The sequence below is a fragment of the Staphylococcus simulans genome (assembly GCF_003043455.1).
GTDB classification, from domain to species: Bacteria; Bacillota; Bacilli; order Staphylococcales; family Staphylococcaceae; genus Staphylococcus; species Staphylococcus simulans_A.
In genome coordinates this window covers 34,714-58,372 of record NZ_PZGG01000002.1, presented here as the reverse complement: position 1 = coordinate 58,372, position 23,659 = coordinate 34,714, and the positions used below count along the sequence as shown (strand labels likewise).

24 protein-coding genes and 1 riboswitch are annotated in these 23,659 nt (G+C 36.9%); of the genes, 17 read left to right on the top strand and 7 right to left on the bottom strand.

Annotated elements, in window-relative coordinates; all coding sequences use genetic code 11:
* The first annotated feature begins 37 nt into the window (after positions 1 to 37).
* Complete coding sequence (locus BU038_RS00775) at positions 38 to 349, top strand: hypothetical protein (protein ID WP_107604389.1); 312 nt, start codon at positions 38 to 40, stop codon at positions 347 to 349.
* Between the two features lie 179 nt (positions 350 to 528).
* The gene (locus BU038_RS00770; RefSeq protein WP_107604388.1) at positions 529 to 1,074 is read left to right on the top strand and encodes a GNAT family N-acetyltransferase; all 546 of its coding nucleotides are present in this window, start codon (positions 529 to 531) and stop codon (positions 1,072 to 1,074) included.
* Between the two features lie 70 nt (positions 1,075 to 1,144).
* Here the strand turns inward: BU038_RS00770 and BU038_RS00765 are convergent, their stop codons facing one another.
* From BU038_RS00765 to BU038_RS00750, 4 genes are all read right to left on the bottom strand, one after another.
* Positions 1,145 to 1,720 (bottom strand): TIGR00730 family Rossman fold protein, encoded by a 576-nt coding sequence (locus tag BU038_RS00765; protein WP_107604387.1) that lies wholly within the window; start codon positions 1,718 to 1,720, stop codon positions 1,145 to 1,147.
* Positions 1,721 to 1,732: 12 nt separating this feature from the next.
* The gene (locus BU038_RS00760) at positions 1,733 to 2,185 is read right to left on the bottom strand and encodes a YaiI/YqxD family protein (protein WP_107604386.1); all 453 of its coding nucleotides are present in this window, start codon (positions 2,183 to 2,185) and stop codon (positions 1,733 to 1,735) included.
* A complete protein-coding gene (locus BU038_RS00755) occupies positions 2,186 to 2,887 on the bottom strand; it encodes a hypothetical protein (RefSeq protein ID WP_107604385.1) in 702 nt (233 codons plus the stop codon).
* Between the two features lie 166 nt (positions 2,888 to 3,053).
* On the bottom strand, positions 3,054 to 3,953 hold the full coding sequence (locus BU038_RS00750; RefSeq protein ID WP_107604384.1) for an undecaprenyl-diphosphate phosphatase: 900 nt from the start codon (positions 3,951 to 3,953) through the stop codon (positions 3,054 to 3,056).
* A gap of 415 nt (positions 3,954 to 4,368) precedes the next feature.
* Between BU038_RS00750 and BU038_RS00745 the strand changes: the two genes are divergently transcribed.
* Both BU038_RS00745 and cydC read left to right on the top strand, forming a co-directional pair.
* Positions 4,369 to 6,009 carry an ABC transporter ATP-binding protein/permease gene (locus BU038_RS00745; RefSeq protein ID WP_107604383.1) on the top strand — a complete coding sequence of 547 codons (1,641 nt, stop codon included), beginning with the start codon at positions 4,369 to 4,371 and terminating at the stop codon, positions 6,007 to 6,009.
* Positions 6,006 to 7,679 (top strand): thiol reductant ABC exporter subunit CydC, encoded by a 1,674-nt coding sequence (gene cydC / locus BU038_RS00740; RefSeq protein WP_107604382.1) that lies wholly within the window; start codon positions 6,006 to 6,008, stop codon positions 7,677 to 7,679. Before BU038_RS00745 ends, cydC begins: the two co-directional genes overlap by 4 nt.
* 115 nt (positions 7,680 to 7,794) lie before the next feature.
* On the opposite strand, the gene BU038_RS00735 is transcribed toward cydC, so the two are convergent.
* Positions 7,795 to 8,235 carry a MarR family winged helix-turn-helix transcriptional regulator gene (locus BU038_RS00735; protein WP_023015420.1) on the bottom strand — a complete coding sequence of 147 codons (441 nt, stop codon included), beginning with the start codon at positions 8,233 to 8,235 and terminating at the stop codon, positions 7,795 to 7,797.
* A gap of 248 nt (positions 8,236 to 8,483) precedes the next feature.
* Between BU038_RS00735 and BU038_RS00730 the strand changes: the two genes are divergently transcribed.
* From BU038_RS00730 to BU038_RS00710, 5 genes are all read left to right on the top strand, one after another.
* Positions 8,484 to 9,413: a CobW family GTP-binding protein gene (locus BU038_RS00730; RefSeq protein ID WP_107604381.1), complete on the top strand. Its 930-nt coding sequence runs from the start codon at positions 8,484 to 8,486 to the stop codon at positions 9,411 to 9,413.
* A gap of 196 nt (positions 9,414 to 9,609) precedes the next feature.
* A complete protein-coding gene (locus tag BU038_RS00725) occupies positions 9,610 to 10,518 on the top strand; it encodes an aldo/keto reductase (protein WP_107604380.1) in 909 nt (302 codons plus the stop codon).
* A gap of 25 nt (positions 10,519 to 10,543) precedes the next feature.
* On the top strand, positions 10,544 to 10,831 hold the full coding sequence (locus BU038_RS00720) for a hypothetical protein (protein ID WP_107604379.1): 288 nt from the start codon (positions 10,544 to 10,546) through the stop codon (positions 10,829 to 10,831).
* 190 nt (positions 10,832 to 11,021) lie between these two features.
* Entirely contained in the window at positions 11,022 to 11,960 is a 939-nt protein-coding gene (mdh, locus tag BU038_RS00715) for a malate dehydrogenase (protein ID WP_107604378.1), read from the top strand.
* Positions 11,961 to 12,237: 277 nt separating this feature from the next.
* Positions 12,238 to 13,776 carry an SLC13 family permease gene (locus BU038_RS00710; RefSeq protein WP_428843583.1) on the top strand — a complete coding sequence of 513 codons (1,539 nt, stop codon included), beginning with the start codon at positions 12,238 to 12,240 and terminating at the stop codon, positions 13,774 to 13,776.
* Positions 13,777 to 13,851: 75 nt separating this feature from the next.
* On the opposite strand, the gene BU038_RS00705 is transcribed toward BU038_RS00710, so the two are convergent.
* Positions 13,852 to 14,127, bottom strand: a complete 276-nt coding sequence (locus BU038_RS00705; RefSeq protein WP_107604376.1) for a hypothetical protein — start codon at positions 14,125 to 14,127, stop codon at positions 13,852 to 13,854.
* Complete coding sequence (locus BU038_RS00700; protein ID WP_107604375.1) at positions 14,124 to 14,741, bottom strand: DUF1361 domain-containing protein; 618 nt, start codon at positions 14,739 to 14,741, stop codon at positions 14,124 to 14,126. Before BU038_RS00700 ends, BU038_RS00705 begins: the two co-directional genes overlap by 4 nt.
* Positions 14,742 to 15,025: 284 nt before the next feature.
* Between BU038_RS00700 and norA the strand changes: the two genes are divergently transcribed.
* The 8 genes from norA to BU038_RS00660 all read left to right on the top strand — a co-directional run bounded on the left by norA (position 15,026) and on the right by BU038_RS00660 (position 23,343).
* Entirely contained in the window at positions 15,026 to 16,195 is a 1,170-nt protein-coding gene (gene norA / locus BU038_RS00695) for a multidrug efflux MFS transporter NorA (protein ID WP_107604374.1), read from the top strand.
* A 132-nt stretch (positions 16,196 to 16,327) separates the two neighbouring features.
* A riboswitch (SAM riboswitch) is annotated at positions 16,328 to 16,433 on the top strand.
* 95 nt (positions 16,434 to 16,528) lie between these two features.
* Positions 16,529 to 17,341, top strand: coding sequence for a MetQ/NlpA family ABC transporter substrate-binding protein (locus BU038_RS00690; protein ID WP_107604373.1), 813 nt, complete (start codon positions 16,529 to 16,531; stop codon positions 17,339 to 17,341).
* A gap of 15 nt (positions 17,342 to 17,356) precedes the next feature.
* Entirely contained in the window at positions 17,357 to 18,310 is a 954-nt protein-coding gene (locus BU038_RS00685) for a lactate/malate family dehydrogenase (protein WP_107604372.1), read from the top strand.
* Positions 18,311 to 18,653: 343 nt separating this feature from the next.
* Positions 18,654 to 18,995, top strand: a complete 342-nt coding sequence (locus BU038_RS00680) for a hypothetical protein (protein WP_107604371.1) — start codon at positions 18,654 to 18,656, stop codon at positions 18,993 to 18,995.
* A 93-nt stretch (positions 18,996 to 19,088) separates the two neighbouring features.
* Positions 19,089 to 19,577, top strand: coding sequence for a Cys-tRNA(Pro) deacylase (gene ybaK / locus BU038_RS00675; protein ID WP_107604370.1), 489 nt, complete (start codon positions 19,089 to 19,091; stop codon positions 19,575 to 19,577).
* Between the two features lie 131 nt (positions 19,578 to 19,708).
* Entirely contained in the window at positions 19,709 to 20,467 is a 759-nt protein-coding gene (locus BU038_RS00670) for a DeoR/GlpR family DNA-binding transcription regulator (protein WP_107604369.1), read from the top strand.
* A gap of 4 nt (positions 20,468 to 20,471) precedes the next feature.
* The gene (gene pfkB, locus BU038_RS00665; protein WP_107604368.1) at positions 20,472 to 21,386 is read left to right on the top strand and encodes a 1-phosphofructokinase; all 915 of its coding nucleotides are present in this window, start codon (positions 20,472 to 20,474) and stop codon (positions 21,384 to 21,386) included.
* 13 nt (positions 21,387 to 21,399) lie between these two features.
* Positions 21,400 to 23,343, top strand: coding sequence for a PTS fructose transporter subunit IIABC (locus BU038_RS00660; protein WP_107604367.1), 1,944 nt, complete (start codon positions 21,400 to 21,402; stop codon positions 23,341 to 23,343).
* Positions 23,344 to 23,659 lie beyond the last annotated feature (316 nt).

The window sequence follows — 23,659 nt, the reverse complement described above, 5'->3', positions numbered from 1 at the left end:
GGTAATGGATAAACGAACTAAAGGAGTCGATTGAATCATGTACGAACAACAATTTTTTGAATTAGAAGGTAATAAGATGACTTTAAGAGAAGTCGGTAATGCCATCGAAAAAATTACAGGCTATCAACATGAAGCACCTTCAGCACAAGTAAGACGCAGAGTTGCTCAAAAACCTAATTTCGAATCAGATACAGATACGTTTGAAGCGACATATAAATTAAATCATTTAGGTGATTTTGTTGACGTAGTATTTACAGCACCTAAAAGCGAACGTGATCGTTTGCAAGAAGTGCCTGTAACTGTGCAACTAATCAGTTACAATACGCGTTCTGAATTTCCTCAAGCATAATCGCAACTATACAGCATTTTCGACAATCTTATAAAGTATACAAAAAGGCGCTTGTAAGTGAAGTCGTATCGATTTATATTACTATCACGAGTAGAGGACACTTTACAAAAGTGCTTTTTTGTATATCAATTTTTTAGATAGAGCACAAGAGATTGAATGGGTGTACGAGGTGGAATCAAATGAGTGTATATTTGGAAACACAACGTTTAAAGTTAAGAGATTGGGAAGATAAAGATTTATTGCCGTTTCAAAAAATGAATGCGAATCGACAAGTTCGCAGATTCTTCCCAAGCATATTAAGCTATCGCCGTTCTGAATTGGATATGCAGGCGATGCAAAAACAACTGAAACAATCAGGTATTGGTTTGTTTGCGGTAGAATTAAAAGAAAGCGGAGAATGGATCGGCTTTATTGGATTGAATTACCTTCCTAAACGTAGCCAGTATCCATTTAAAGATCTGCCTTTCTTTGAAATCGGATGGCGTTTGATACCTGAGGTTTGGGACAATGGTATCGCAACAGAAGGGGCAAAAGCAGTGCTTGAATATGCAAAGGATAAAGGTATTGAAGAAGTCTATAGTCTGACAGCCAAAACAAATACGGCTTCAAGAAGAGTGATGGAAAAAATCGGTATGCATTATTTAGAAGACTATGAATTACCGAATGTGTCAGCAGCACATCCGCTCAAAACACAAGTCAGATATTATAAAAAGCTGAATGAATAAAGCGAGAAACTCAAGGTGATGTTTCTCGCTTTTTGTTATGAATGAAGTTATTATCAGTTATTTAGATGTATTAATCATAAGTACGTGTACCGACAGAACGATAATGTTCTAAACCATCGAATAAATCGTCTAAATTATTATATAGTGGAGCCAAGCCGCGATATTTATCATCAATGAAGCCAGCTTCAATCATAGAGTCAATGAGATGGTGAAGCGGTTCGAAAAAGTTATTAATATTAAAAACAGCCATCGGTTTATCGTGAATACCAATTTGTGCCCAACTATAAGTTTCAAAGAACTCTTCAAGTGAACCAGCACCGCCGGGAGCTAAAATAAAGGCATCGGCAAGCTCACTCATTTTGGCCTTGCGACCATGAAGTGAATCCACCAATACTAAATCCGTTAACCGTTGGCTCGTAATTTCTTTATCATCTAAGCTTTTTGGCATAACACCAATTGCTTCTCCGCCATTATCTAAAACGCCATTAGAAATCGCGCCCATCACACCGACAGAGCCAGCACCATAGACTAAAGTATAACCATTTTCTGCCATATACTTACCTAAAGCGTAGCCTTGCTCCATGTAAACTTTATCTTTCCCTCTGCTTGCGCCGCAAAATACTGCAATACGTTTTAATTTGCTCATAACTGTCATCTCCTAAGAAGAAATCTTATTAATCACACGTTTGAATGCTTGCTCGAAATTGTTACGCATCTCTTCTGAGAATTTCTTCGGACCTTTATGACGTCCGCCGTGGCGTCTGGTTTGCGCATTCAAATAACGTTGTTCGAGTAAGGAATTAATATTCTTATCACTATATAGCATACCATTATGATGCATGACGTACTGAACTTTATTAATCAGCAGATTAGCTAAACCATAATCTTGTGTGACTACGATATCATCTGCTTCGGCTAATTGAACAATTTTATAATCGACCTGATCAGGACCATCATCGACGTAAACGATACGTACATGATCAGGGTAGTCTCGCATTGAAAAGTGTGCATAACTGCGTACCAACACAACAAAAATGCCTGTCCCTTCAGTCAATTGAATAATTGAATCTGTAACGGGACAAGCATCACCATCAATAATGACTTGTGTCATTTAAAGATTCGGCTTATTTTCATGTTTTTGAATTTCCGCGATGCGTTCTTCTTCGTTGGCACGTCTTGCTTCTTCTTCAGCTTTTAAACGTTGTTCAATGCGATCTTCTAAAATACGGTTCATATCATAAGCTTCATCTTTATTTTCTTGTTCAAGTTCTTCACCTTTATTGTGAAGTTGTTTGTCAGATTGACCACCTGGTACACGTCCAACTTTTTTCTCATATTTCTGAGCGTCTTTTAATTCTTTAACAAGACGTTTACGTGTTGCTTCTGAATCTTTATCTTCTTTTTTATGGCGTTTTTCGATGTTTTTCTCTAATTTCTTCGCCATTTTTTCAGCTTCTTTAGCATTTTGTTTTTCTAATTTGTCGCCTTTTGCTTTAATGCGTTCTGGGTCGTTGGCTTTCGCTTCTTTTTTAGCTTGGCGTTTCTCTTCGATTTCTTGCTTCTTCTCGCTTACATATTGTTTAAGGTCAGAAGATTTATTAGAAACCGCTGACGCAGCTTTAGAAGATTTATTTGATACACCGCTCGCAAATTGTGAAGACTTGTCAGAGACACTTTGTCTTAGACCTGCGGTTTTATCATTCAATTTTTGTACATCAGGATGGTCTTTGATGCGTTTTCTTTCCACAATTAAAGGTACAAGAATGATAGGTAATACCGTTAACAATGTTCTAATTAATCGTTTCTTCTCCATTTGAATGGCCTCCATTTATTAGTATATAACATTTAAATACCCCGAGTGATTAGGGGATAAACGAATACCCTTGTATCATACACAACTTTTTTGAACGGTTAAAGCGACAGTGGTTGAAGGCATGAAAAAAACCAGCATTGAATTTCAATGCTGGCACATGTATCAATTAAATGCCTTTTCCGATTCCGAATCCGAAATAAAGGATCGCGATAAAGATAACTAAAATAATACGGTAAATCGCAAAAGGTACCAATTTAATACGGTTAATTAAGTTTAAGAATAAACGAATAGATAATAATCCGAATAAGAATGCGGCGATAAAGCCTATTAAGTAAAATGGAATGTGATTTAAATGAATATATTCCATATGTTTTACCAATGACAAACCACTTGCGGCTAACATAACCGGTACAGCCATAATAAATGTGAAGTCAGAGGCAGCTTTATAATTCAATTTCATTAAAACCCCAGTTGAAATTGTTGAGCCGCTTCGACTGAACCCTGGCCACATCGCAACTGCTTGTGATAAACCGATAATAAATGCTTGAACATAAGTGATTTGATCAAGGTGTTCGCGGTGTGCGTAACGACGGCTGAACTTTTGTGCGAAAATCATATAGAACGCACCTAATAAAAGTCCGATCATAACAGTCGGCACACTGAATAAGTATGTTTCAATTAAATCATCGAATAATAAACCTAAAACACCAGCAGGAATCATCCCTACTAAAACGTGCCAAATCGTTAGACGTTTTTGTTTAGATTGTGCTGTTCTGCTTAAATTTTCTCCTTCTGTAAGTTCCGAAGATTGTGCCGTATGTTTATACTTTCCAAGATGGAACATTTCAAAGTAACGATTTCTAAATACCCACGCTACCGCAAATACAGAACCTAACTGTATGACAATTTTAAAGGTGAATGCAGATTCTGAACCTAAGAAGCTCGTCGATTTCAGCCATATGTCGTCTACAAGAATCATATGTCCTGTTGAGGATACGGGCGCAAATTCTGTCAAACCTTCGACAATCCCCAAAATCAGCGCTTTGAGTAATTCTAACAATAACATAGCGTACCTTCCTTATTTCAAAATATATTTTGTATGAATGTATGTAAATACCAGTTGAAACAACTTTTATGATAGCATATAAAAAATTCTTTGTGCTACTAATTCTCGCAGTAATTTGAAAGATAAGACTTAAGATGTAGGAGTATTAAAAATTATGACAAAACTATGAAGGTTAATTTCTTAATTAAAATTAATTTTGAGGCGAATAAATTGAAAATTCTACTTATATGTTTTAAGTTGAAGGTAAGACATTTTTGACACAAATGACTATAAAGGACACCAGACGTCCTGATATCTATTAATTAAAGATGATACGAAAGTAAAATGGGTGGGACAGGTATGCATGACATACATACGTGTTCCACCTTTGTTGTGTCGAAATCAATGGCCTGATTAAAATAAAAGGGTGAAAAAGATGAAACATTTAATGCGTTATGCACTGAAATACAAGCAATACCCGATCATTATGGGCATCATTTGTGCGATGTTAGCTGTCATCGTAGTCATTCAAAATGTGACCATTGCGAAAGTGTTAGACGAAATGCTGATTAAAACTTCACATCATTATAGTATTCAGACAATGTTGATGATCTTATTAGCAGCGTTATTATTACGTGCAGTACTGAACATGTCTAATCAACGGATGGGGACAGAACTTGCATACAAAGTCAAAAATACATTGCGTCGTCGTATGGTAGATCATCCTACGAAACAACCTGTCGGTGAACAAATGAGCGTGATGACTGAAAGTATTGATGGTATTACACCATTTTATCAAGACTATCTTCCTCAAGTATTTAAGGCAGTGCTGGTACCTGTAGTTATTATTATCGCAATGTGTTTTATTCATTTGAATACAGCGATTATTATGATGATTACAGCGCCTTTTATTCCCGTGTTCTATATTATTTTTGGATTAAAAACACGGGATGAATCTAAAGAACAAATGACATATTTAACGCAGTTCAGCCAGCGCTTTTTAAACCTAGCGCAAGGCTTAGTCACTTTAAAACTATTTAATCGTTCTAAACAAGCTGAGCAAGCCATTTATCAAGAGAGTACACGCTTTAGAGATTTAACAATGAAAATTTTGCGTAGTGCCTTTTTATCTGGTTTGTTATTGGAATTCATCAGCTTATTAGGAATTGGTTTAGTTGCACTAGAAGCAGGACTTGGTTTAGTACTCTTTCATAATCTTACTTTTGAAACCGCTGCGATTGCGATTATTTTAGCGCCAGAGTTCTACAATTCTATTAAAGACCTTGGTCAAGCGTTCCATACAGGTAAACAAAGTGAAGGTGCTGTGGATGTAGTATTTGAGGCATTAGATCAAGAAGCTGACGAGACTACTTTAACGAAACGATATATTAACCCTCAACAAGATGCATTGATTCAGCTAGAACAAGTAAGCTATCACTATCCAGAAGCAGATAGAGCAGCAGTTAAGGATGTGACTTTTAATATTTATAAAGGTGAACAGATTGCTTTAGTCGGTCCAAGTGGTGCAGGGAAGACAACACTTTCTGAATTAATCTTGCAACGCAGACAACCGACAGCTGGTTATATCTCTTTTCAATCTGAACGATTGAAAATGGGTGTGTTAAGTCAACAACCTTATATTTTCAATGCGACAATTAAAGAAAATGTCTCAATGTTTGAAGACACAGATGATGAAAAGGTGATTGAAGTGCTAGAAGCGGTTGGTTTGATGGAGAAAATCAATCAATTGCCTCAAGGTATTGATACGTATATCGGAGAAGGCGGAGAAATGTTATCTGGAGGACAAATGCGACGTATTGAATTATCTCGTGTATTGTTAGCACATCCAGAGTTGGTAGTCTTTGATGAACCTGCGACGGGGTTAGATGTTTGGACAGAGCGTACGATTCAAGCAGCGTTAAGTACTTATTTTAAAGACAGTACAGTCATTATGATTGCGCACCGTGAAAGTACGATTCGTATGGCACAACGTCGTATTTATATGGAAGAGGGGCGTATTGTGACAGATGACCAAGTCATTTCCACACAAAGAGATAAAGGACGTGATAGACAATGAAACGACACGGTATTCGATTTAAGTTAGATAAAGATTTAGCTTTAGCGATATTATTTGGTGTAATCGGCAGCTTAGTCGCAATCGGCATGTTCTTTCTTAGCGGTTTAATGATTGCGCAAGCTGCGAAAAATGTGCCGTTATATGGTTTGATTGTCTTGGTGGTCAGTGTGAAAATGTTTGGGATTATCCGTGCGATTATGCGCTACTTTGAACGTTTATACTCACATCGCACAACTTTCACGATGTTAAGGGATATCAGAACACAATTTTTCAGCGGTCTGATTCAAGTCGTACCGGATATTTACCGTAAATTTAAATCAAGCGACTTGATTGCGCGAATGGTATCGCGTGTAGAAGCATTACAGAATATCTATTTACGTGTTTATTATCCACCTGTAGTGATTGGTATCACAGCAGGTATTACCATATTGACCCTATGGTTCTTTTCTTGGATGCATGCAGTCTTGCTATTGGTAAGTATGCTGATTTCATTAGGAATCTTACCATGGATTTCTGCGAAGCGTGCACAACTATTGAATGCACGTGCAGCACAAGATGCTTCATCGTTTTTAAGTCGTTTCTACGATTATAAGGAAGGTTATGAGGAACTGGCACGCTTCAAACAATTGAAATCTTATCATCAATCTGTACTTAAGGCATTATCTAAATACAGCCATCAACAACGTAATGAACAACGCTTTTTAACGCTCTATGAGTTTATGCTAGATTTAGTTTCTATGTTAGCTTTATTCTTTTGCGTATGGCTGGGTGTCATACAAGTTCAAAACGGACAATTAGATGTTATTTATTTAACGAGTATTGTGTTGATGTTATTGACGTTGTTTGAACAAGCAGTAACGATGAGTAATGTAGCTTACTTTAAAGCAGATACAGACCAAGCATTAGTAGAAATCGAAGAAGTCTTACAAGAAGTGCCAAAGACATCTGAAGAAATGAAACAAACGAATGATGCTCAGGCATTAGTAGTCGATGATGTGACATTCCAATATGAACATCAAGTCACAAAAGTATTAGAACATATTCAATTAGATATTCATTCAGGAGAAAAACTTGCGGTAATTGGACCTTCAGGTTCAGGCAAGAGTACTTTGCTTCAAGTGCTAGCTGGCTTATACCAAACTGCACATGGCACTGTTACTTATCATGGTCAATCTGTGTATGAGATGTCTGAAGCGGCTAAAGCAGAGACCTTCAATGTATTACTTCAACAACAACAACTCTTTGATGGTACAGTGCGTGATAATTTATTATCAGATCAAAGTGATGATGAAATGCGTGCTGTCTTAGATGATTTAGGTTTAGCATATATTGACTTAGATTATGAAATTACTATGAGTGGAGAAGGACTATCAGGCGGAGAGTTGCAACGACTTTGTCTTGCAAGACTATTCTTAAGAACAGCGCCAGTCTGGTTAATAGATGAACCCACGCGTGCACTAGACTGGCATAATAGTCATCACGTCATGCAAAGGCTCTTTAACGAAAGCGCGACACTTATTGTCGCAACGCATGATTTAGAGTTGTTACCGCAATTTGATCGTATTGTAGTGATGATTGAGGGACAAATTATTGAAAGCGGCACATATGAAGGTTTACTTCAACAACGTGGTGCTCTTTATGATATGGTAACTTTAAATCAAACGAGTTAGTAAATGCAAAAAGCGGTTGAGACCTCTATGGCAGAAGTCTCAACCGCTTTGTTTTTGCTTTATTTAAAAGTGAAAAAACTGCAAGTTATCACTCTAATTTTAATGGCATTCGAAATTATGAATTTTGCTTAGTTAAAGAATCAATCAGTTTATCTAATAAACGATTCAATTCTTTTTCTTCTTTTTTGTTTAATCCAGAGATATCGCCTAAGTGGTTGCAAGCACCGCCTAGATCTTCTTCAATTGCTTCGCTCTTTTCAGTCAAGTGAACAAATACTTCACGTTGATCGACTTCAGAACGCTCTCTTTTGATTAAATCTACTTGTTCCATTCTTTTTAAAAGTGGGGATACTGTACCAGTATCTAACGCAAGCTCAGTAACGACTTTCTTCACGTTAACTGGTGATTCTTCCCATAAAATTGTTAATACTAAAAACTGCGGGTAAGTTAATTTGTACTTCTTAAAAACGTTGTTTGAATAGTAGCGATTCACTTGTCTTTGAGCGTTGTACAAACTAAAGCATAAACGTCCGCCTAAATTAAGTTTTTCAGTCATAAGTTCTCCTCCAGACATTCTATCCGTTATATTTTTCTGTGTACCGGAATTCGTTCCGTCTTGTTGTGAAAGTTTGAGCAGTGACAAAAGTGGAAATTTTATCTATTTTGTCGACTCCTCACAAGCCATGTTAAAATTAAAGTATGCATTGATTTTAGAAGATATCTTGCATTAAATCAAGTTGTAACATAATATAATATGTCCATTAATGATTGTACCATTAAGTCCTTTAGAAATGAGTGTTAAAATTGGAACGAAATAATAATAGTAAATTATCTATTTGTATTGTAACAGGTTTTCTAGGAAGCGGTAAAACGTCTTTCCTTAAACATTATACTGAGCAATTATTAAAAAGAGATGAGAAAATCACTGTAATTATGAATGAATTTGGTGATTTTGATGTCGATAGTAAAATCTTAGGAGATAAAATTCAAACGATTTCCTTGCAGAACGGATGTGTCTGTTGTGATTTGCAACAAGACCTTATCGCGCAATTATCAGCAATAATCAACCAAAACCAATCACAATTTGTCATTATAGAAGCAACAGGGATTGCGCATCCACTCCAACTCATCCAAGCTTGTTATGATCCATTGCTTGCTGACTATGTGAATCCGCCGCTAGTGGTCGGTTTAGTTGACGCACCTAGATTTTTACATCGTGCGGATTATTCTGAATCAACGCAAGCCTTGATGGAAGAACAGCTTGCAGTCAGCCAAACGCTGATTGTCAATAAGACAGATTTAATCAGCCAAGATGAGCAGCAAGTGCTGATTGAAGCTTTAAAACAAATCAATTCGAGTGATGCCATCTATTTTACAACCTATGGTCAAGTCAATATTGATGAATTACAAGCGTTAGAGCCAGTCAATATGCAGCCGAAACACCAACATTTACATCACCAAGGTATCAGTTCAATTGCTTATACCTTCACTTCGCCTATAGACAGACAAATGTTTTACCAGTTTATCTTACGTTTGCCAGACAACGTCTATCGTTTGAAAGGATATGTAAGATTCAGAGATGCACCAGAAACAACGTATTTATTCCAATTCGCCAATGGGCTTCCAGATTACGAACCGATTCAAGATGATGTGCAAAATACTATCGTATTGATTGGCGAACAACTCGATAAAGAGCGTTTACGCAATCAATTGGATGCATTGCAGTTCACTTGAAAATTGACGTGCATATCAAGGTAACACTATAATGAATACAACGTTTAATAGTACAAGGAATTTGTAGGGAATACAATACTAAAATATTTTAATCCATTATTAATCCCTACTACACTATAGTGAACCTCATTTTTAAATTTAGCAAGCGCTAACATAAGTTGTAATTAAATTGAAATGAGCGAGAGGGGTAAACGCAATGGATCGTGTTAAAATCAATCGTAACGTAACTTATTCAAAGATTATTCAAGGCTTTTGGAGATTGCATGATTGGCAGATGTCAGCCCAAGACTTAAACCGTTATTTGCATCAATTAGTCGAAATGGGTGTAACGACAATGGACCATGCAGATATCTATGGAGATTATCGTTGTGAACAGTTATTTGGTGAAGCCTTGGCACTATCACCAGAACTTAGGAATCAAATTGAATTAGTTTCGAAATGCGGAATTATCTTGCCGACAGACCAATTCGCACAATTTGATGGCCATCGTTACGATTTAAGCAAACAACACATTGTAGAAGCGGTCAATCGCTCATTGCACAATTTACAAACAGACACACTTGATACTGTATTGATTCATCGTCCATCACCACTGATGAATCCAAATGAAGTGAGAGATGCACTTGATGTTTTAGTAGAAGAAGGTAAAATTAAATCATTCGGTGTTTCTAATTTCAATAACACACAATATGATTTGCTAAACCAAGGCATCAAATCACATAAACTGCATATCGCAGTGAATCAACTAGAAGTTTCACCGTATCATGCAGCACCTATTTATGATGGAACGATTGATCATATGTATCAGGATGACGTTAAAATCATGGCGTGGAGTCCGCTTGCAGGCGGTAAATTACTAAATGTAGAAGATGCGAAATCCAAACGTGTGATGGCTATTATCAGTCCGCTTGCTTATAAATATAATGTAGCCCCAGCCAGCATTGTCACAGCTTGGTTGATGAAACATCCGGCAACAATTATGCCGATTATGGGTACAAGTCAAATTGAACGCATGCAAGATGCGGTTAAAGGATTAGAATTAAATTTAACGGACCAAGAATGGTTTGATATTTATGTGGCAGTCTTAGGTCAAGATATCCCTTGATAAGTGAAATAAAGGAGAATAAGAAATGAATTCAGAAGAACAATCACGGGCACGTATGCGCTTTGAACGTAACCTTATCGTATTTCCATATATTATATTTGCGATTATCATCTTTTTCTTTACGATGATTATTTCAGCACCAACCGTTGTGTTGACATTATTCGGTATTTTCTTCATCTATAACGCAGTGTTGTTATTCGTTGCGTTTATTAAGCATTATACACGTACGATGATTTTATTATTAGTATTAACTATCTTTGTCGGTATTATGTTTACCATTTCAGCAACTGCTCAGTTTGCGGGCAGATACTAAGTGATTAAATCATTAAATTGAACTCCCTCTATTAGTGTTTTCCAACGCTTTATATAGAGGGAGTTTTGTTATGTCATAAAGTATTCAAAAGAAATGAAAACGTTTTCTTTATTAATGCGACTAGCTTTGATATTCTTAAAGTAAATAAGAATGTATAGAGACAAAAAATTCGTATTAAGGGGGATTCAAGATGGGGAAAAGAAAAGTCGCGATTATTGGTGCAGGTCATACAGGTGCAACCTTGGCATTTATGTTAGCTGAAAAAACATTGGCAGATGTGGTGTTATTAGATAAACCTGAAAATGAAAAACCAGCACGCGGCAAAGCATTAGATATTTCAGAAAGCGGACCGATTTTCAATTTCAACAACAAAATTAAAGGAACATCTGATTATCAAGATATTACAGGATCAGATATTGTGGTTATCACTGCAGGCGTCGCACGTAAACCGGGTATGAGTCGTGATGATTTGATTCAAATTAATGAATCTGTGATGGCACAAGTAACAGATGGTATCAAAACTTATGCACCAGATAGCACGATTATCGTGCTGACGAATCCTGTAGATGCGATGACGTACGCGGTGTATAAATTATCAGGTTTTCCTAAAAATCGTGTGTTAGGTCAATCAGGTATTTTAGATACAGCACGTTATCGTACATTTATCGCAGAAGCATTGGATGTTGCCCGTACGGATGTGTCTGGATTAGTATTAGGCGGCCACGGAGATACGATGGTACCGTTATTAAGTACGACAACAGTAGGCGGCGTCCCGATAACTGAATTATTAGATCAAGATAAAATCGATGCGATTGTAGACCGTACGCGTAAAGGCGGTGCTGAAATTGTCGGCTTGCTTGGAGATGGATCAGCATATTATGCACCAGCCGCTGCGATTTTTGAAATGGCTGCAGCGATACTGAAAGATGAAAGACGTGTATTACCTGCAATCACGTATTTAGAAGGTGAATATGGCTTTAATGATATCTGTTTAGGTGTTCCGACACTAATTGGTGAAAATGGTGTTGAACAAGTCATAGAAACAAAACTTTCTGATGATGAAAAAGCACAATTAAAAGCATCAGCAGATGCAGTAGAAGAAGTGAAAAGTGCTTTAAAATATTCATAAATTTGGTGGTAAAGTAAATTATTATATATTGGAACAGGAGACGGATGCTTCTAACACGTTCGTCTCTTTTTTTGTACTTTATAGTGTCATTGTGAAAAATTTTACAAAATTTCGAATAACCCTCTTTTTGTAACCGCATTCTTGTTATAATGGACATGAAAATGATTAAATATTTCGAAAATAAGCATGCTTATGTATGGGTTGAATCAGCATGCTGCATTTTAAATATTTAACATATGTACGATTTAAGTACAGCGAACAAATGAGGGAGGAAATCATGATGACAAGAAAGGAAACAACAGTGAAATCTGACAAGAAACAAAAGAGTGTTAAACCGCTATGGATAATCATCAGTTTTGTCGTGTTGATTGCGATTGTTCTGATACCAGTGAGCGGTATTCCGGTAATGGCTAAAATGTCGCTTGCGATTTTAGCCTTTGCGGTAATTATGTGGGTGACAGAAGCGGTCTCTTATCCAGTATCTTCAACGATGATTGTTGCCTTGATGATACTATTATTAGGATTTAGTCCTGTACAAAATTTAGCAGAAAAACTAGGAAATCCGAAAGCTAACGGTGCCGCTTTACATGGTGCGGATTTATTTGGAACAGGCAATGCTTTAAAACTAGCATTCAGCGGTTTCTCAACTTCAGCCGTAGCTTTAGTAGCAGCAGCACTCTTCCTAGCAGCAGCTATGCAGATTACTAATTTGCATAAGCGTTTAGCGTTATTAGTCTTATCGATTGTGGGCAATAAGACCAACCGTATTGTGGCAGGCGCGATTATAGTATCTATTATTTTAGCGTTTTTCGTACCTTCTGCGACAGCGCGTGCCGGGGCGGTCGTACCTATTTTATTAGGGATGATTGCGGCGTTTAAAGCCTCTAAAGAAAGTAAACTTGCAGGATTATTAATTATCACTGCAGTTCAAGCTGTATCGATTTGGAATATCGGTATTAAAACAGCGGCAGCTCAGAATATCGTAGCGGTAAACTTTATCAACCAAAGTTTCGGTCATGATATTTCATGGGGCCAATGGTTCTTATATGCAGCACCTTGGTCTATATTAATGTCGATTGCACTTTATTTTATTATGTTGAAAGTCATGCCGCCAGAACAAAAAGAAGTGAAGGGCGGTAAAGAATTAATACAGAAAGAACTGAATAAATTAGGTCCAGTCTCACCACGTGAATGGCGCTTAATTGCGATTTCTATTTTATTACTATTCTTCTGGTCAACTGAGAAAGTATTACATCCGATTGATTCATCTTCAATCACTTTAGTCGCGATGGCGATTATGTTAACGCCTAAAATTGGTGTGATGAATTGGAAGGAAGCGGAAAAACATATTCCTTGGGGTACAATTATTGTCTTTGGTATTGGTATCTCACTAGGAAACATATTGTTAAATACTGGCGGTGCGCAGTGGTTAAGTGATAAGACGTTCGGTTTAATGGGATTACAACATTTACCATTGATTGCGACGATCGCATTAATTACGTTATTTAATATCTTAATTCACTTAGGTTTCGCAAGTGCAACAAGTTTATCTTCTGCCTTGATTCCAGTTTTCATCTCTTTAACTGCAACATTACATTTAGGCGATCAAAGTATCGGCTTTGTATTGATACAACAATTTGTCATCAGTTTCGGTTTCTTACTACCAGTAAGTGCACCACAAAACATGTTGGCATATGGTTCAGGCACGTTTACAGTTAAAGACTTCTTAAAAGCAGGTATTCCATTAACAGTTGTAGGTTATGTATTGATTCTAATCTTCAGCTTCACATACTGGAAATGGTTAGGTTTAATTTAAAATCATAATGAATTCAAAAAAGACGATGGTCAGATCCATCGTCTTTTCTATAGAAATAACATGCAAGTTTTAGTGTTACCATACAAAGAAGCACACATAAAGTGCGATATATTCTAAGAATGTTAAAAGATACATATATTTCAAACGTAGTTTTACATTAAATGGTACTTCCCAATTTGGGTACTTTTGTTCAAAATAAGCGATTTGAAGCAAGTAGATACCAATACCTAGAGGTAACAACATTAAACCGATACTGACTAGAAATGAAAAGCCAATCTCATGGATAAAGTGTCCGATAATCAGTTGGATGACTATCAGTACCGCAATAAAAACAAGAAGTTGCATTGTCATTTTGCCATGCGCACTCCTTTCACCATTATCAATATGATTGCTTGTAGCAAGGTCATGACGAATAAGAAGAAAAGACCTCTCCCGTCTAAGAATTGAACAACATCTCTGATAATAGATAGAGGTTGTGTGACTAAGTAGACACTATGGAATCTTAAGAAGCGTCCCATCGCAATTCCTAAACTATTCGCAAACATCAAGCCGATCACAATGATGTAGTTGAATAAAGGTTTATTCGTTAAATGGAATAATTCAATATTAATTAAGATATAGCAATAAACCGCAAAACATACACCGCCGACTAAGAAGGTGAAGTACAACCATTCTATAGGTCTGACACCTTGCATAATACTAAAAGCAAATTGATTAAGATGGATCAGATCTGTCACCATATAAAAGGTATTAGGGAAGATTAAGACAAAGATTGCTGCGAAAATAATAAATAGCGGCCATTCGAAACGTCGTTTAGGTATAAATAATTTAAGTAACCAAACGAGTTCGAAAGGAATATATGCTAAGAATAAGTTCAATGCCATAAATTGATAAAATTGATTTAAAGGCAATGTCAGCAGCATTAATATCACAAATAATATGCGTGCAATATAACGTGATTGCATTTCAAAGTCCTCTCTTTAAACATCCATGCTAATGGATGGATTATCTGAAAACCGTAAAATTGGTTTTTCAGACGTATTTAGATGAATATATTACAGGTTTTCAACCTAGATATCAATTAAAAGTATAGCACTAGCAAGAGACGTTAAGCATAGAAATATGAAATGAGGGAAGAATCAGACTAAAATAATTCAATATTATTTGATTGAGCCACAGAATAACTTTGGTGTATAATAGGTAGTCATGAAAATTGACTGAATTAAACTACGCAATAAAGGAGGAAATCATGAGTAAGCAATTAATCACCTTATATTTTAATATTTTTCTAGTCTTCTTAGGTATCGGATTAGTTGTACCGGTGTTACCCGTCTATTTAAAGGACTTAGGTTTAAATGGAAGTGATTTAGGTATTCTTGTTGCGGCCTTTGCGTTAGCGCAAATGGTAATTTCACCATTCGGAGGCAACTTAGCTGATAAATTAGGAAAGAAATTAATTATTTGTATTGGTTTAGTATTATTCGCTGTTTCTGAGTTTATCTTCGCGATGAGCAGCAACTATCCACTTTTGATTGTTTCAAGAATTATTGGTGGTTTCAGTGCAGGAATGGTTATGCCTGGTGTCACAGGGATGATTGCAGATATTTCACGTCCTGAAGACAAAGCGAAGAACTTCGGCTATATGTCAGCAATTATTAACTCCGGTTTCATTTTAGGACCTGGCTTTGGCGGCTTTATGGCAGAATTCTCTCACCGTTTACCATTCTACTTTGCCGGAAGCTTAGGTATTGTGGCATTCTTTTGTTCCTTATTCTTCATTCAAGGCGCAAAACGCGAAACGACAGATGGTTTCCATACAGTTATCGAACCGCAAGATTTAGCTAAAATTAATATCAAAGCTTTTATTACCCCGGTTATCATTACGTTTGTTTTAGCATTCGGACTTGCAGCATTTGAAACGCTTTATCCATTATATACTGCAGATAAAGCGCACTATGCACCGAAAGATATTTCAATTGCGATCACAGGCGGTGGCTTAGCAGGTGCGATTTTCCAAATCTTCTTATTCGATAAATTTATGAAGTACTTTAAAGAATTAACATTTATACAATTATCACTGCTTTATTCAGCAATCATGTTGTTTTTATTGATTGTTGCACATCATTACTGGTCCATTATGATTATCAGTTTTATTGTATTTATCGGTTTTGATATGATACGTCCAGCCATAACTAATTACTTCTCAAATATTGCGGGTAATCGTCAAGGCTTAGCAGGCGGTTTAAACTCTACTTTCACAAGTATGGGGAACTTTGCAGGTCCGCTCGTTGCAGGGACATTATATGATGTGAACTTAGAATTCCCATTGTATATGTCCATGACAGTTATGTTATTAGGGATTGTAATTATTATGATTGAGAAGACAATTAGAAAAAGCAGAAAACTGAAACAAAGTTAATAACAATAACTTGCGTGTGCTGTTGAGTATCAACAGCATACTTTTTAGCATAGACTTATCTGAAAAATTTGAAAATGATATTGACGAAATATGTCACCGGTGGTAACCTTAATACAATTCAATCAAATAGAACTCTTATCAAGAGAGGCGGAGGGATGTGCCCGACGAAGCCCAGCAACCATCGTGTAAACGAAGTGGTGCTAATTCACAAAAAGTCATAGACTTTTGAAGATGAGAGAAAGAATGAAAAGCTTTCTCTTATTTTAATGAGAAGGCTTTTTTCTTTTGATGAGGGTGGTTTGATAAATATTACATAGGGATGGTGCAGTGGAAATGAAGAAAGTAAGTAGTTTAATCGGGTTATTGGTATTACTGGTCGTACTCGCAGCGTGCGGCAAGGGTGGAGACAAGGAGAAAATTACAGTAGCAGCTTCTCCAGCTCCGCATGGTGAGGTATTAGAACATGCGAAAAAAGCTATGAAGGATAAAGGTTATGACTTAGAAGTTAAAGTCGTTAATGATTATAAAGTACCAAATAAGTTGTTAGATAAAGGCGACGTGGATGCGAATCTTTTCCAACACGTACCCTATTTAAAAGCTGAAAGAAAATCACATGGTTATAAAATTGAAGAAGTAGGCAAAGTCTTCACAACACCAATGGGTGTCTACAGTAAAAAATATAAAAACATCAAAGATATTCCAAAAGGTTCAACAATCTACGTTTCAAACAATCCTGCTGAAGAAGGACGTTTCTTATCTTTCTTCGTTAATGAGGGGTTAGTGAAAATCAAAGATGGCGTGAAAATTGAAGATGCGAAATTCGATGACATTGTTGAAAATAAAAAAGACTTAAAATTCAATAATCAACAAGGTGCAGAGTTCTTACCTAAAACATATAAAAGCGGTGAAGGTGCAGCTGTTATTATGAACTCAAACTATGCGATTGATAATGGTTTAACACCTTCTAAAGATGCGATTGTGATGGAAAATGAATCATCACCATTTGCGAATATTTTAGCAGTTAAAGAAGGTCATAAAGACGATAAAAAATTCCAAGAATTAATCAAAATATTACAGTCTAAAGATATGAAAGAATTCATTAAGAAAGAATACGGTAAAGACGTTATTCCATATGAAGCGAAGTAAAGGAGTCGAATGAATATGGCAAAATTAGGAATTATTGGTGTAGGACGTGTCGGCAGCCAAGTCTTAACAGATGCGCAGTATTTAGGACTTTTCTCAGAAATTGTCGTGATTGATACTAATCATGATTTAGCACAAGGTGAAGTGTTAGATCATCATCATATACAAGGTTTGAATCATACACATCGTACAAAAGTTCAAGTAGGTGGTTATCAAGATTTAGTGGATGCGGATGTGGTAATTGTGTCAGCGAGTGCGGCTTCCACACCAGACATGAAAGATCGTACATTATTAACGAAAGTTAATAGTGTTATCGTAAATGATGTGTTTAAACAATTATCGGCTGTGACGAAAGAAGCTATCGTCATTTTAATTTCAAATCCAGTGGATGCGATGACGTATCTTGCACATCAAGCCGGTTATCCATCAGATAAAGTGATTGGTACAGGTACCATTTTAGAGTCAGCACGTTTTCGTACTTTAATTGCTGATCACTATAATGTGGATCCTAAAGATGTGGAAGGCTTTGTATTAGGAGAACACGGTTCGCATTGTGTACCAATCTGGAGTCGCGTGCGTATTCATGGAATTGAATTACCGGAATTTGAACAATTAACGGGTCATGCGCCAATTGACCGCGGAGCGATTTCTACGGCAATCGATGAAGTAGCTTTTGATGTCTTCAAGAAAAAAGGTTGGACAAACTCAGCGATTTCAAGAGCAGCTGTTCAACTTGCACAATCGATATTGTTTGATGAACATAGTATTGAACCTGTCAGCGGATTAGTTCAAGGTGCATATGGTTTAGTCGATGGTGCCTTAAGCTTATTAACGTTGGTTGATAGAAATGGTATGAAGCAACGTTTGCCGATTGAGTTGTCTAACGAAGAACAAAAGCAATTGGAAGCGGCGCATAACTTCATTCAAACTGCGATTGAACAAGGAGAAGCGGCAATTCAAGCACAAGCATAAGAGTTAGAGAGACAAGCAATCTGAAACCGGGTTGCTTGTTTGATTTTTGTAATAATCCTTTGATAATCATACTCAATCGTAATATATTGTCATACAAGCCGTGTGTTTGTCATTTTCTGAATATGATAAAAAGAAAATATAATTTAATTTAGCTTCTGAAAGACAGTTAACACACTATTGAAAGCTCTTACACAATTAAACTTTAACCTGCTTCTTTTCGTGTCGGTTCTGTTACATATATTACGTATATTACATTTGGTTTAAATAGCTTACTACCTACCAAAATGTCGTATATTTTATGTTAATATTGAAATCACGAAATAGAGGTTAAGAGGTATTAGGAATGAGAGCGTTTATTTTATGGGTGTCCGCTGCCATTCTTTCATGTTGTTTGATTTTCTTATTAGTATTAGTCACAAATGAAAATGAACTCGCAAAATTCCAAAATGGAGTATCTACGTTTATGCAAAGTGACAAACAGGTCTCATCTGATCATTCAGCCTCAGATGCGCCGCCAACATACCGTAAAGCGGCAGGGGGACCATCAACACAACATGCAGATGCAGCGCATAAGAGTGAAGCTGAATCTAATTCATTATTTGTGATTTCATTGACGTCGATCACAAATGAGTTGAGCCATCAATGGCTTCAGCATTTTCCAAAACAAGGCAGTTTTGACAACTGAACTCACTTATAGAGTTGAAGTTATGTTAGAACGCCTTGTTTTTTTATGTCATGATTTGTGTTCGCATGCTATATTAAGAGTGAGGTGAACGCAATGAAACAAAAGAAAACAAATGCGATGCGTATTTTAGATCGCGAAGGCATCGATTATGAAATGCGTACATTTAAAATGGGTAAAGATCATATTGAAGGACAAGAAGTCGCTAAACTAATTGATGCCAATCCGGATCAAGTGTTTAAAACACTTTTATTTATTAATAATAATCACGACCCGTATGTGTTTGTGATTCCAGTGGAACATCATTTAGATATGAAACATGCGGCACAAGCAGTAGATGAAAAGAAACTGCATTTGCTTCCGTTGGATGAATTAACGAAAGTGACAGGTTATATTCGAGGAGGTTGTTCTCCAATTGGCATGAAACATCTATTTCCAACAGTGATTGACCAATCTGCACAACAACATGAAAGAATATTTGTGAGCGGAGGTCAGCCTGGTGTTCAAATGGGTGTGAAGGTTTCAGAATTAATTCAAGCAACTAAGGCAAAAGTAGCGGATGTTGCGACACATGAAGCCAATTAAAGATGAGCAGTGTTGATGAGCATATGCTCATCTTTTTTATCAAATTGTGATTGTTTTTGAATGAATTTGAAAGATTTTGATTGAAAACGACTAAGAAAGCGCTTATAATAAAGAAGAAATGAGGTGGCGATATGATAACGCAAAAACGGTTTGAACTGATTATACAACTATTAAAAGAAAAAGAGTTTTTAACACTACAAGAAATTATTGATTTAACAGGATGCAGCGCTTCAACGATTCGCCGGGATTTATCTAAGTTACAGAAAATGGGTAAATTACAACGCGTTCATGGCGGGGCCACACTCAAAACAACAGCCTTGAGTGAACCGAAAATGTCAGAGAAGAAAGAGCGAAACTTACAAGAAAAACGTGAAATCGCAAAAATCGCAGCTGCTCAAATTGAAGATCATGATTGCATCTATATTGATGCAGGGACATCAACTTATGAAATGATAGAACACATTACAGCACAAGAAATTGTCGCAGTTACTAATGGTTTAACCCATGTCGAAGCATTATTACAACGTGGAATTAAAACGTTGATTATCGGAGGAGATGTGAAAGCGAGCACGTTAGCTTCTGTAGGACCGCGAGCAATTGAAACTTTGAAACATTATCATTTCGATAAAGTATTCATCGGTATGAATGGTATGAATGCAGAAGGTAAATTGACAACACCTGATGAACAAGAAGCGTATGTAAAAGAAACTGCGATGAAAGTGGGACATCAAATTTTTGTTCTATTAGATAGTTCTAAATTCGGACCGACTTACTTTGCGTGTGTCAATGTACCGAAAGATATACCATTTGAAATTTTGACCTCAACAAAAGCGCTGAAACGTTCAGAAATGAAAACATATCGCAACCATTATTCGATAAGAGGAGTGTAATAAAGTGATCTATACAGTAACTTTCAATCCATCGATTGATTACATTATGAAAGTAGACACGTTTCAAGAAGGCGGACTTAACCGTGCCAAAGAAACGTATAAATTTGCAGGAGGCAAAGGGATTAACGTTTCGCGTGTGCTGAACACTTTAGAAACACCTTCGACTGCATTAGGATTTGTTGGTGGATTTCCTGGGAAATTTATCCAAGATGCGTTACAACAAGCAAGTATAAAAAATGACTTCATTGAAGTAGAAGAAGACACAAGAATCAATGTGAAATTAAAATCTGGTCAAGAAACAGAAATCAACGCAGGAGGACCCGCAATTTCAAACCAAGCGTTTGAAGGGTTGTTAACACAAATAAAAAATACGAACACTGATGATACGGTTGTTGTGGCAGGAAGTGTACCGAAAAGTATTCCTGGTGATGCTTATGAACAGATTGCGAAAATCACACAAATGACAGGCGCAAAATTAGTTGTAGATGCTGAAAAAGATTTAGTCGAAACAGTATTGCCTTATAATCCATTCTTTATTAAACCGAATAAAGATGAACTTGAAGTGATGTTTGATACAAAAATCACTTCTGATAAAGATGTAGTGACATATGGCAAAGCTATTCTTGATAAAGGTGCACAAGCAGTCATTGTTTCATTAGGCGGTGACGGCGCGATTTATATCGATGCTGAACATTGTATTAAAGCTTCTGTGCCGAAAGGTAATGTATTGAATACAGTCGGTTCAGGAGATAGTACAGTCGCAGGGATGTTAGCAGGCTTAGCACAAGGATTTAATGTACATGAAGCTTTTAGAAATGCGGTAGCTTCAGGAACAGCAACAGCATTCAGTCAAGATTTAGCGAACAAGGAAATGATAGAAAAAGTACGTTCTGAAATTGAATTAACGGACTTAAAATAGGAGTGAGAAAAATATGAGAATCACTGAATTGTTAACGCGAGAGACAATCGCGATGGATTTAAATGCGACATCTAAAGAAGGTGTCATTGATGCCTTAGTGGATCAATTAGATCATGCGAGTATTTTAAGTGATGTCAAAGCATTTAAAGATGCGATTATGGCACGTGAAGGACAAAGTACAACAGGTATTGGTGAAGGGATTGCGATTCCGCATGCGAAAGTTGACGCGGTGAAAAAACCAGCGATTGCCTTCGGTAAATCTAAAGCAGGTGTAGATTATCAAAGTTTAGACGGACAACCTGCACACTTATTCTTTATGATTGCAGCACCTGAAGGCGGAGCACAAACACATTTAGACGCTTTAGCTAAATTGTCAGGCGTCTTAATGGATGACGAAGTCAGAAAAGCATTATTAAATGCTGAAACACCAGATGAAGTTTTAGCAATTATCGATCGTGCAGATGATGAAGCGCCAGACGAAGAAGAGGAAGCAGCACCTGTTGAAACAAAAGAAGAAACTTCTTCAGAAGAACCTTATGTTATCGGTGTGACGGCTTGTCCAACAGGTATTGCACATACGTATATGGCGAAAGACGCTTTATTGAAACAAGCGAAGAAAATGGGCGTCAAAATGAAAGTTGAAACAAATGGTTCAAGTGGTATTAAAAACCGTTTAACTGCTGAAGATATCGATAAAGCACAAGGTGTCATTGTTGCAGCAGACGTGCATGTAGAAACAGATCGTTTCGATGGTAAAAATGTTGTGGAAGTGCCAGTTGCTGACGGCATCAAACGTCCTGAAGAACTAATCGACCTTGCTTTAGCGACAGACCGCACACCATTTAAAGCTAGAGAAGGCAGAGGTAAAGGTCAAGCAAGCGGTAAACAAGAAAAACAAAGTGTCGGCAAAACGATTTATAAACACTTGATGAATGGTGTTTCTAACATGTTGCCATTAGTAATTGCCGGTGGTATTTTAATGGCAATTGTATTCTTATTCGGGCCAAACTCATTCGACCCGAAATCTTCAGAGTATAATGCATTCGCAGAACAACTGTGGAACATTGGTAAGAACAGTGCGTTCTTCTTAATTATTCCAATTCTATCAGCATTCATTGCTCGTAGTATTGCTGAAAAACCAGGTATGGCAGCTGGTTTAGTTGGTGGTATGTTAGCAATGAGCGGTGACTCTGGATTTATCGGCGGTATTATTGCCGGTTTCTTAGCAGGTTATTTAACAGAAGGTATCAAAGTGATGACGCGTCGTATGCCACAATCACTTGAAGGTTTAAAACCGACATTAATTTATCCAATTCTATCTGTAACAATTACAGGTCTGTTGATGGTTTATGTATTTAATCCACCAGCAGCTTGGGTCAATCATTTATTATTAAATGGTTTAAACAGTTTATCAGGTACAAATATCATGTTACTTGGTTTAGTCATTGGTGCTATGATGGCAATTGACATGGGTGGTCCATTTAACAAAGCAGCTTATGTCTTCGCAACAGCAGCATTAACAGAAGGTAACGCTGCACCTATTACAGCAGCAATGGTCGGCGGTATGATTCCACCGATTGCGTTAGCTCTTTCAATGTTGTTCTTTAAACGTAAGTTTACAAAAACACAACGTGGTTCAATCTTGCCTAACTTTGTGATGGGGGCATCATTCATTACAGAAGGTGCGATTCCATTTGCGGCAGCTGACCCGATTCGTGTTATCCCATCTATGATGGTAGGTTCAGGTATCGGTGGTGCGATTGCTCTTGGTTTAGGTTCATCTATCGGTGCACCGCATGGCGGTATCTTTGTTATCTTAGGTACGGACTTCTCACACTCATTACAAACGATTCTAGCCATTTTAGTCGGCGCAGCGATTTCTGCAGTTATTTATGGATTCCTTAAACGTAAACCGACAGCAGACGAAATTGCCGCATCTGAATCAATGGATGAATAATGAGTTGAATTTTACGAGGATTTAGCGCATTATAGTAAAGGCGTGCTATTAGAAATGACACGCATCACGAATCTAATTTACTGTGGTAGGTAAATGTATATTCGAATAAACAGTTAAGAGAGAGACAGCCTGTTTATCGGGCTGACTCGCTTCTTAGCTGTTTATTTTTATTTTTAAAGAGGTATCATAAAATACAAAAAAATAACTTGAATTCAGTCTGAAAAAATTACTATTTCAATAGTGATTATGATATGATAATCTTGTTAGATTTTACGCTAGTTGGGAGGTGTCGCTGTGGAAATGGGAAGGATGAACT

Excerpts from the sequence above, each read along its gene's own strand:
- BU038_RS00775 (WP_107604389.1), top strand. The coding sequence starts at position 38 with ATGTACGAACAACAATTTTTTGAATTAGAAGGTAATAAGATGACTTTA.
- BU038_RS00770 (WP_107604388.1), top strand. The coding sequence starts at position 529 with ATGAGTGTATATTTGGAAACACAACGTTTAAAGTTAAGAGATTGGGAA.
- BU038_RS00765 (WP_107604387.1), bottom strand. The coding sequence starts at position 1,720 with ATGAGCAAATTAAAACGTATTGCAGTATTTTGCGGCGCAAGCAGAGGG.
- BU038_RS00760 (WP_107604386.1), bottom strand. The coding sequence starts at position 2,185 with ATGACACAAGTCATTATTGATGGTGATGCTTGTCCCGTTACAGATTCA.
- BU038_RS00755 (WP_107604385.1), bottom strand. The coding sequence starts at position 2,887 with ATGGAGAAGAAACGATTAATTAGAACATTGTTAACGGTATTACCTATC.
- BU038_RS00750 (WP_107604384.1), bottom strand. The coding sequence starts at position 3,953 with ATGTTATTGTTAGAATTACTCAAAGCGCTGATTTTGGGGATTGTCGAA.
- BU038_RS00745 (WP_107604383.1), top strand. The coding sequence starts at position 4,369 with ATGAAACATTTAATGCGTTATGCACTGAAATACAAGCAATACCCGATC.
- cydC (WP_107604382.1), top strand. The coding sequence starts at position 6,006 with ATGAAACGACACGGTATTCGATTTAAGTTAGATAAAGATTTAGCTTTA.
- BU038_RS00735 (WP_023015420.1), bottom strand. The coding sequence starts at position 8,235 with ATGACTGAAAAACTTAATTTAGGCGGACGTTTATGCTTTAGTTTGTAC.
- BU038_RS00725 (WP_107604380.1), top strand. The coding sequence starts at position 9,610 with ATGGATCGTGTTAAAATCAATCGTAACGTAACTTATTCAAAGATTATT.
- BU038_RS00720 (WP_107604379.1), top strand. The coding sequence starts at position 10,544 with ATGAATTCAGAAGAACAATCACGGGCACGTATGCGCTTTGAACGTAAC.
- mdh (WP_107604378.1), top strand. The coding sequence starts at position 11,022 with ATGGGGAAAAGAAAAGTCGCGATTATTGGTGCAGGTCATACAGGTGCA.
- BU038_RS00710 (WP_428843583.1), top strand. The coding sequence starts at position 12,238 with ATGATGACAAGAAAGGAAACAACAGTGAAATCTGACAAGAAACAAAAG.
- BU038_RS00705 (WP_107604376.1), bottom strand. The coding sequence starts at position 14,127 with ATGACAATGCAACTTCTTGTTTTTATTGCGGTACTGATAGTCATCCAA.
- BU038_RS00700 (WP_107604375.1), bottom strand. The coding sequence starts at position 14,741 with ATGCAATCACGTTATATTGCACGCATATTATTTGTGATATTAATGCTG.
- norA (WP_107604374.1), top strand. The coding sequence starts at position 15,026 with ATGAGTAAGCAATTAATCACCTTATATTTTAATATTTTTCTAGTCTTC.
- BU038_RS00690 (WP_107604373.1), top strand. The coding sequence starts at position 16,529 with ATGAAGAAAGTAAGTAGTTTAATCGGGTTATTGGTATTACTGGTCGTA.
- BU038_RS00685 (WP_107604372.1), top strand. The coding sequence starts at position 17,357 with ATGGCAAAATTAGGAATTATTGGTGTAGGACGTGTCGGCAGCCAAGTC.
- BU038_RS00680 (WP_107604371.1), top strand. The coding sequence starts at position 18,654 with ATGAGAGCGTTTATTTTATGGGTGTCCGCTGCCATTCTTTCATGTTGT.
- ybaK (WP_107604370.1), top strand. The coding sequence starts at position 19,089 with ATGAAACAAAAGAAAACAAATGCGATGCGTATTTTAGATCGCGAAGGC.
- BU038_RS00670 (WP_107604369.1), top strand. The coding sequence starts at position 19,709 with ATGATAACGCAAAAACGGTTTGAACTGATTATACAACTATTAAAAGAA.
- BU038_RS00660 (WP_107604367.1), top strand. The coding sequence starts at position 21,400 with ATGAGAATCACTGAATTGTTAACGCGAGAGACAATCGCGATGGATTTA.